This window comes from Streptomyces sp. NPDC001985 (genome assembly GCF_040296845.1).
Classification (GTDB): domain Bacteria; phylum Actinomycetota; class Actinomycetes; order Streptomycetales; family Streptomycetaceae; genus Streptomyces.
Map to the genome: position 1 here is coordinate 1 of NZ_JBEOYB010000141.1, position 7867 is coordinate 7867.

General features: G+C 73.7%; 7 protein-coding genes. 3 read left to right on the forward strand and 4 right to left on the reverse strand.

The annotated features are described in order from the left end of the window. Positions 1-1273: 1273 nt before the first annotated feature. The gene (locus ABT122_RS32670) at positions 1274-1966 is read right to left on the reverse strand and encodes an iron-dependent transcriptional repressor DtxR (protein ID WP_351559662.1); all 693 of its coding nucleotides are present in this window, start codon (positions 1964-1966) and stop codon (positions 1274-1276) included. Between the two features lie 212 nt (positions 1967-2178). Between ABT122_RS32670 and ABT122_RS32675 the strand changes: the two genes are divergently transcribed. Then, positions 2179-2934 carry an SIS domain-containing protein gene (locus ABT122_RS32675; RefSeq protein ID WP_351559664.1) on the forward strand — a complete coding sequence of 252 codons (756 nt, stop codon included), beginning with the start codon at positions 2179-2181 and terminating at the stop codon, positions 2932-2934. 359 nt (positions 2935-3293) lie between these two features. Here ABT122_RS32675 and ABT122_RS32680 read toward each other — a convergent pair whose 3' ends face one another. After that, positions 3294-3650 carry a DUF8746 domain-containing protein gene (locus ABT122_RS32680; protein ID WP_351559665.1) on the reverse strand — a complete coding sequence of 119 codons (357 nt, stop codon included), beginning with the start codon at positions 3648-3650 and terminating at the stop codon, positions 3294-3296. Positions 3651-3739: 89 nt separating this feature from the next. Here ABT122_RS32680 and ABT122_RS32685 point away from each other — a divergent pair, with 89 nt between their 5' ends. Further along, positions 3740-3919 (forward strand): response regulator transcription factor, encoded by a 180-nt coding sequence (locus ABT122_RS32685; protein WP_351559667.1) that lies wholly within the window; start codon positions 3740-3742, stop codon positions 3917-3919. A 34-nt stretch (positions 3920-3953) separates the two neighbouring features. On the opposite strand, the gene ABT122_RS32690 is transcribed toward ABT122_RS32685, so the two are convergent. Together ABT122_RS32690 and pdxH are read right to left on the reverse strand one after the other, a co-directional pair. After that, positions 3954-5312 (reverse strand): PAS domain-containing protein, encoded by a 1359-nt coding sequence (locus ABT122_RS32690; protein WP_351559669.1) that lies wholly within the window; start codon positions 5310-5312, stop codon positions 3954-3956. Between the two features lie 398 nt (positions 5313-5710). Continuing rightward, positions 5711-6382, reverse strand: coding sequence for a pyridoxamine 5'-phosphate oxidase (pdxH, locus tag ABT122_RS32695; protein ID WP_351559671.1), 672 nt, complete (start codon positions 6380-6382; stop codon positions 5711-5713). A 125-nt stretch (positions 6383-6507) separates the two neighbouring features. Here pdxH and ABT122_RS32700 point away from each other — a divergent pair, with 125 nt between their 5' ends. Then, positions 6508-7605, forward strand: a complete 1098-nt coding sequence (locus tag ABT122_RS32700; protein ID WP_351559672.1) for a citrate synthase 2 — start codon at positions 6508-6510, stop codon at positions 7603-7605. Positions 7606-7867 lie beyond the last annotated feature (262 nt).

The following is a 7867-nucleotide window of genomic DNA, read 5'->3' on the forward strand; positions in this document are numbered from 1 at the left end:
CGCGGGCCCCCCCCGGGCCCCCTGTCCCCCGCGCACCCCCGGAGCCCGTGGAGACCCCGCACCCCGGGGGGGGCCCGGGCCCGGGCCCGCCCCGCTCGCCGGAGGCCGCTCCGGGCCCGCCCTGCCCGCACCCCGCCGGCGCCGCCGGCGGCCCGCCCGGCGCTCCGCCCGCCGGGGGGCAGCCGGGATCGGCCCGGGGCTCACGGCTGCCCTTCAGCGGATCGGCGAATTCCCAGGCGGCCAGGTGCACGCCGTCGGCTCCGGTCACATCGATGCGCCGCGCCATGTGGCCGGCACCCCCTTCTCTCCCCCGGTCGACCCACTCAGCCTATCGAACTCTCATTCGAATACACGGTTCTGGCGTACAACACCCCTCGTTTGAGTGACCGCTCATCAGGAATGACTCCTGCCGGTGGGGGGAGATCTCCTGCGGGAGGCGGGCCGCTCGGGGAAGACGGTCCGTGGGGAATGACCCTGGGAGCTCGGGGCTCCGGGTCAGTGCAGGGGAGGGCAGGCCCCGGCGCCCTAGGGCGCCGGGGCATTCCTGTCGCGGGCGGAGGCGCGGAAGGACGCACCGGCCGGGCCGCCGCACGGGGAGGGCCGCACCGCGCGAGGGCGGTGCCGGCCGAGTCCGAGGGGGACGCGCCCCGGAGGCGGCTCCGGAGCGGACGGGGGACGGACCCCGCACCCCTTCCGGGAACCCGCACGGCGCGGGGCCGGCCCCCGGGCCACGGAGTCTCCCGCGCCGGCGGGGCCGGGCGGGTGTGCCCCCATCACCGGCGGGGCCGGGTGGCGGGCGGTCCAGGCGGACGGGTTCGCGTATCGGGGGCACCGCTGAGCACAGAGGGGCGCACGACGGGCGCATCACCCTGATCCCTCCCCGGCCGAGTGTCATATGCCTCGGCAACAGCGTCGCACGCGAGGCGCCCCGGGCGCTTCCCTTCCGGTGCGAACCGGCCGGGAAGGCCGGTGATAGCCGGTGATGGGGCGGAATTTCGCGGCAGAGGGCCCCCGGGAGGGCAGGGGGCGCACAGTGGGGAGACAGAGGGCGCACAGTGACAACCGGGGCCGGGCCGGACGGCCGGGGCTCCCGGCCGGGCACCTCCGAGGGCCCGGCCCGGGCGCGGGCTGCGAACCCGCGCCCCTTCTTCTCCCGCTTCCGGTGTTTCCGGTTCTTCTTCCTGTGTTCCCTGTACTTCTTGTGTTGCTTGTACTTCTTGTACTGCTCGGGCTGCTCGTGCTGCTCGTGCTGCTCGTGCTGCTCGGGAAGGTGTCAGCGCTTGGCGACGAAGACATGCGAGGCGACATCCGCCTCCAGCTCGGCCGCCTCTCCGCTGCTGCCGACCAGCACCCCGCCGGCCGACTCGGTCACGCTCACCACCGAGCCGGGCTGCACCCCCGCGCGGCGCAGGGTGTACATCAGCTGGGCGTCGGTCTGGATCGGCTCGCCGATCCGGCGGACGACCACGGTCTTGCCGTCCACCCCCGGGTCCAGATCGGCCAGCGAGACCATGCCCTCGTCGAGGAAGGGATCGGCCTCGGCCTTCTCGCCCAGCTCCTCCAGGCCCGGGATCGGGTTCCCGTAGGGCGACTCGGTGGGGTGGCGCAGCAGCTCCAGCACCCGCCGCTCCACCGCCTCGCTCATGACGTGCTCCCAGCGACACGCCTCGGCGTGGACCTGCTCCCACTCCAGGCCGATCACATCGACGAGGAGACACTCGGCGAGCCGGTGCTTGCGCATCACGCGCGTCGCCAGCCGCCTGCCCTCGTCGGTCAGCTCCAGATGGCGGTCCCCGGCGACCGTCACCAAGCCGTCCCGCTCCATACGGGCCACGGTCTGGCTGACCGTGGGACCGCTCTGGTCCAGCCGCTCGGCGATGCGGGCTCGCATGGGAACCACACCTTCCTCTTCCAGTTCGAGGATGGTGCGGAGGTACATCTCCGTGGTGTCGATCAGTCCGGACATACGTGCCCCTCGATGAAATCGTGCGCTGCGGCCCCGGAGTCAATTCTTACGCATCCCAGTGACAACCGTGCTGACGCCGGGAGAAGCCGGCGGGCGGAGCCGGTGTCAGAGACTCTAGGGACAGTATTGACAGGGCAATGGTCCAGACCGCAACGTGATCGGCGGCACGGGTATTCCCGAAACTGCGTTCCGCATCCGGAAAGGGCTCAATGATGAGCGAGAGCAAGCTGGCCGGTCAATTCTTCGACGCCGCGATCGGTCTGCTGCAGCGTGTACGGGACGAGGAGGCGGGGAGCATCGCCGCCGCCGGGGAGGCCATCGCGGACACCATCGCCGCGGAGGGCAAACTCTTCGCCTTCGGCGCCGGGCACTCCTCTCTCGCGGCGCAGGACGTGGTCTACCGGGCGGGCGGTCTCGCCCTGATGAATCTGCTCGCCGTCCCCGGCACCCTCGGTGTCGATGTCATGCCGGCGACGCTCGGCTCCGCGCTGGAGCGGGTGGACGGGCTGGCGGCGGCCGTGCTGGACACCAGCCCGCTGACCCGCGGCGATCTGCTGGTGATCATCTCGCTCTCCGGGCGGAACGCGCTGCCCGTGGAGATGGCGATGAACGCCCGGGCGCTCGGTATCACGGTCATCGGCGTGACCTCGGTGGCGTACACGGAGCAGACCAGGTCCCGGCACAGCTCCGGCACCTTCCTCAAGGACCACTGCGATGTGGTCCTCGACTCCAAGATCGCGGTCGGGGACGCGGAGCTGACGCACGAGGGCATCGAGGCGCCGTTCGCGCCCGCGTCGACCGTGGTCACCAGCGCGCTGATGCAGGCGACGCTGGCGGCGGCGGCCGAGCGGCTGGCGGAGCGGGGCGTCGAGCCGCCGATGCTGCGGTCCGGGAACGTGGACGGCGGCTACGAGTGGAACGACCGGGTGATGCGGGAGTACGGGGACCGCATCTTCTACCGCCGCTGAACCGTCCGCCCGCCGGGGCCGCCGGGGCGCGGTGAGCGGGGGCACGGAGCGGTCCCGGCCCGGCGGGCGGGGGCGGCCACGGGCGGGGGGCACAGGTCGCGGCGGTGCGCCGGCAGGACGGTGGCCGCCACCGCGACAGGCCGTGTGCATCGGGTCGATCGCCGCCCGCCGCCACCATGGGGACGCGTAAAAGCTCAGCAGATCCACGTCGGACCGGGCGGAGTTGGCGCGGATGCCGGTGATCACCAGCGCTCCGGCGATCAGCGAGCCCTGGACCGAGCGCAGGGAGCGCAGCTCGATCCACTCGGCGGCGGGAAGACCGGAGAACCGGGCGTCCCCGGGCCGGCGGCGGGTCGTCGTCATCGGCGCTCCCCCGAGAGACGGCCGGTGTGGCCGGCGGTCAGCTCCGGGGAGGCCCCTTCGAGGGAGGTCGTCCGGGGGGTCAGCTCGTGGAGCATCACACGGTGCTCGAAGGCCAGTTCGGCCGGTCGGGGCGCGTCGAGCCCGGTCACCGTGTACGAGCCGTCCGGTGCGCGCTCCAGCGAGCCCGTGGCGGTGGCGGTCACCAGCGCGGTGAGCGCGGCGGGGTCCGGTGCCCGGACGGTCACCTCGCGCCGGCCGCCCCGGGCGGCGGACTCCGCCGGCGGTCCGGAGGCGATCAGCTCTCCGCGCCCGGTCACCGGGATGTCGTCGGCGGTGTGCTCCGTCTCGGTCATCAGATGGCTGGAGACCGGGACCGTGCGGCCCTCGGCGGCCGGCCGGTGACGCCCGACGCCATCGCTCCGGGCCGGCGCGGCCCGCCCGGGTGGTCGCGGAACGGACGGCCGCCGGCCTGTCCAACACGGAGGTCTCCGGGCGGCTCTTCATCAGTGTGGCGACCGTGAAGGCGTGCATGACCCGTCCGCCGGCCAGGCTCGGCGCCCGGGACCGGGCGCAGTTGGTGTTCATCGCGCAGGAGCGGGGGCTGGTGTCACCGGGCGGCTGAGCGGTGCCGCACCGGCGCACCGGCGCACGGGGGCTCAGTCGGGGGGCGGCGGGGCGGCGAGGTCGAGGGAGGCGGCGACCATCGCCGACATGCTCTCCGCGTACACCGCGTCGGCCCGGTCGAAGGCGGGGCGCGGGCGGGCGCGGAGGAAGGTGGCCACGCCCAGGGTGCGGCCACGGCTGCGGAGGACCGTGCAGAGGGAGTGGTTCATATCGGCGGGCCAGAGGCGGTCCTCGGACCAGGTGGCCCACGCGGAGGCGGACACCGGCACGGGCGCGCTCGCACGGACCGAGCCCGTGCGGTCGACCGCCTGGAGCGCGGGGTGGCCGGGCGGATAGCGCACGGGAATACCGCCGCCCGCGACCGGGACACAGGGGCCCGGCGCCGCCCCGGGGGTGGACGCGGTCCGGATCAGCCGGCCGCGCTCCCCCGGCTCCCGCAGATCGACCAGCACATGGTCGGCGAAGCCCGCGAGCGCGAAGTCCAGATACGCCATGGCCGCCTCCACCGGGTCCTCGCACTCCGCCGCCGCGCGGGCAGCCCGGTGGAGCTGGCTGGCGCGGAACCGGAGCCGGTCCGACTCCTGCTCGGCGAGCTTGGCCTCCGTCACATCGTGGAAGATCCAGCCGACGCCCAGCGGCACCGGCTGCTCCGCCAGCGGGGACGACAGCCGCAGGAACCCGCTCCGCCAGCAGCGGCGCCGCTCCGGCTCCCCCTCGGCACCCGCCAGGGTCACCCACATCTCGTTGATCCCGCGCGGCGCCCCCTCCGAGAGGACATGGTGGAGCGCGCCCTCCAGCTCGTCCACGCCCTGGGCCACCAGCTCACCGAGCGGCCGGCCCAGCGGGGAGGCGCTGCCGGCCCCCAGGGCCCGGGCCGCGTAGGTGTTGACCACGGTCGGCCGCAGATCGACGTCGACGAGGACCACCCCCCAGGAGGCGGTGTCGAAGAGCGCCTCGCTGAGCGCGATCGACCGCTCCAGATCGATCTGCGCGTGCACCTCGCTGAACGCGCAGTACACCCCGGCCGGTTCACCGTCCGCGCCCAGGACCCGGGCGCACTGGGCCCGGACGAGAATCCGCCCGCCGTCCTTGCGGAGCAGCGCGAACTCGTGGACGGTGCGCCCGGGGCCGTCCATCGCGGCCATCAGCCGCCGCCGCACCTCCGGGGCGTCGGCGGGTCTCACCGCCCACCCGGCGAAGCCGCGCCGCCCGACGGCCTCCTGGGGCGCCCAGCCGAGAATCCGCTCGGCCTCACGGTTCCAGTGGGTGATCGTGCCGTCCGCGCCGAAGGCGCAGAGCGCCGCGTCCATCCCGTCGAGCAGGGCGGTCAGCAGCTCCGCCCCCGCTGTCGCCGTCGCCGTCAGCGCCGGTTCACTTTTCGAAGCACTCATCCCGGGCTCCCTCCGGACCCATTCAACTCGAACGTGACACAGGACACACCAGGTTCCGGCTGTTCGTTGTCCGTCGGAGGGGTGCAGAAAGGCTCATTTAATTCGGTTGAGCCCACGGCGGAGAGGCTTCTAGGCTGTGGAGCACACGATGAAAGGAGGTGATCCGGAAGTGATTTCTTTTCGGATGCGTGAGGTGACTGCGGGCTAGAGGCCTGCCGTCGCACCTTTGCCGGCAGGCCTCCTGCCGCAATCCCAAGCAGTCACCCGACCCGTGGGCTGCCGGTGATCCGACCGGCTTCCGACCGTTGCGTACCGACGGAAGGAAACAGGCCCACGGGTCGTCCGCGTCTCCGGCCAGGACGGGATCAGAACGGGAATCCGGTCCCGGCCCCGGCCCCTCAGGGGGCGAGGCGCTCGACCCGCCACCCCTCCCCCGCGCGGACGTACCGCAGCCGGTCGTGGAGCCGGTTCTCGTGCCCCTGCCAGAACTCCACGCTCTCCGGGACGACCCGGAATCCGCCCCACTCCGGTGGCGCGGGCACCCGCTCACCCTCCGGGTAGCGGGCCGCCAGCTCCTCGTACCGGCGCAGCAGCTCCTGCCGGGAGCCGATCACCGAGGACTGCTCGCTGGCCCACGCGCCGAGCTGGGAGCCGTGCGGGCGGCTGCGGAAGTACGCCGCCGTCTCGTCCCTGCCGACCCGGGACGCGGTGCCGGTGACCTGGATCTGGCGGGCCAGCGGATGCCAGGGGAAGAGCAGCGCGGTCCACGGGTTGGCGGCCAGCTCGGAGCCCTTGCGGGAGGCGTAGTTGGTGTAGAAGACGAACCCCCGGGAGTCGTACTGCTTCAGCAGCACGGTGCGCGAGGAGGGCCGGCCGTCGGGGGTGGCCGTGGAGACCACCATGGCGTTGGGCTCGTGCAGCCCCGCCGAGACGGCCTGGCGGAACCAGTGGGCGAACTGCTCCATCGGGTCCGGGGCCAGCTCGCTCTCCAGGAGCGGGGCGGAGTGGTAGCGCCTGCGCATGACGGCGGGGTCCGGCGGGGCGCTCCCGGCGGTGGCGGGGTCGGTCATGGGGTTCATCCTGCCGCAGCGGCCGGGCGGGCGCCGTACGGGGCGGCCCGCTTCCCCGCGCCGCCCGCAGGGACCAGAATCCTCTTCCCGTCGCCTTAGCCGTACGTCCGATGAGGAGCCGCCGTATGTCCGAGTTCGTACCGGGTCTTGAGGGAGTCGTCGCGTTCGAGACGGAGATCGCCGAACCCGACAAGGAAGGGGGTGCGCTCCGCTACCGGGGGGTGGACATCGAGGATCTCGTCGGGCACGTCTCCTTCGGGAAGGTGTGGGGGCTGCTGGTGGACGGGGCGTTCGAGCCGGGGCTGCCGGCGGCCGAGCCGTTCCCCATCCCGGTGCACTCCGGGGACATCCGGGTGGATGTGCAGTCGGCGCTGGCGATGCTCGCGCCGGTGTGGGGGCTGAAGCCGCTCCTCGACATCGACGCGGAGTGCGCCCGCGACGATCTGGCGCGGGCGGCCGTGATGGCGCTGTCGTACGTGGCGCAGAGCGCGCGGGGGCAGGGGCTGCCGATGGTGCCGCAGCGGGAGATCGACAAGGCGCGGTCGGTGGTGGAGCGGTTCATGGTGCGCTGGCGCGGGGAGCCCGATCCGCGCCATGTGCGGGCCGTCGACGCGTACTGGACCTCGGCGGCGGAGCACGGGATGAACGCCTCGACCTTCACCGCGCGGGTCATCGCCTCCACGGGGGCGGATGTGGCGGCGGCGCTCTCGGGGGCGGTGGGGGCGATGTCGGGGCCGCTGCACGGCGGGGCGCCGTCGCGGGTGCTCGGGATGATCGAGGAGATCGAGCGGAGCGGGGACGCGGAGGGGTATGTGCGCGGGGCGCTGGACCGGGGGGAGCGGCTGATGGGGTTCGGGCACCGGGTGTACCGGGCGGAGGACCCCCGGGCGAGGGTGCTGCGGCGCACCGCGAAGGAGTTGGGCGCGCCGCGGTTCGAGGTGGCGGAGGCGCTGGAGCGGGCGGCGCTGGGGGAGTTGAGGGAGCGGCGGCCGGAGAGGGTGCTGGCGACCAATGTGGAGTTCTGGGCGGCGATCGTGCTGGATTTCGCGGAGGTGCCGGCGCACATGTTCACGTCGATGTTCACGTGTGCGCGGACGGCGGGGTGGTCGGCGCACATTCTGGAGCAGAAGCGGACGGGGAGGCTGGTGCGGCCGTCGGCCCGTTACGTGGGGCCGGCTGCGCGGGGGGCGGGGCAGTTGCCGGGGTACGGTGCGGCCGGCTGAGCCGTCGATGCCGGGGCCTGTGGCCCGGGGGCCGGCCCCCGACCCGGGCCCGCAGGATGCGGGGTCCCGGGGTGCGGGGTCCCGGGGTGCGGGGTCCGTCCTCAAACGCCGGACAGGCTGGGGTGGGTCGGCTTCGCTGGAAGGCCGAGGCCCGAGTTCCCTTCCTGTTGACGCTTGAGCCGCGCCCACTCAGCCCCTCCGGCGATTGAGGAGCGGGGCGCCCTCGCCCATCCCCGGCACGCTCAGCATCTTCGTACGGAAC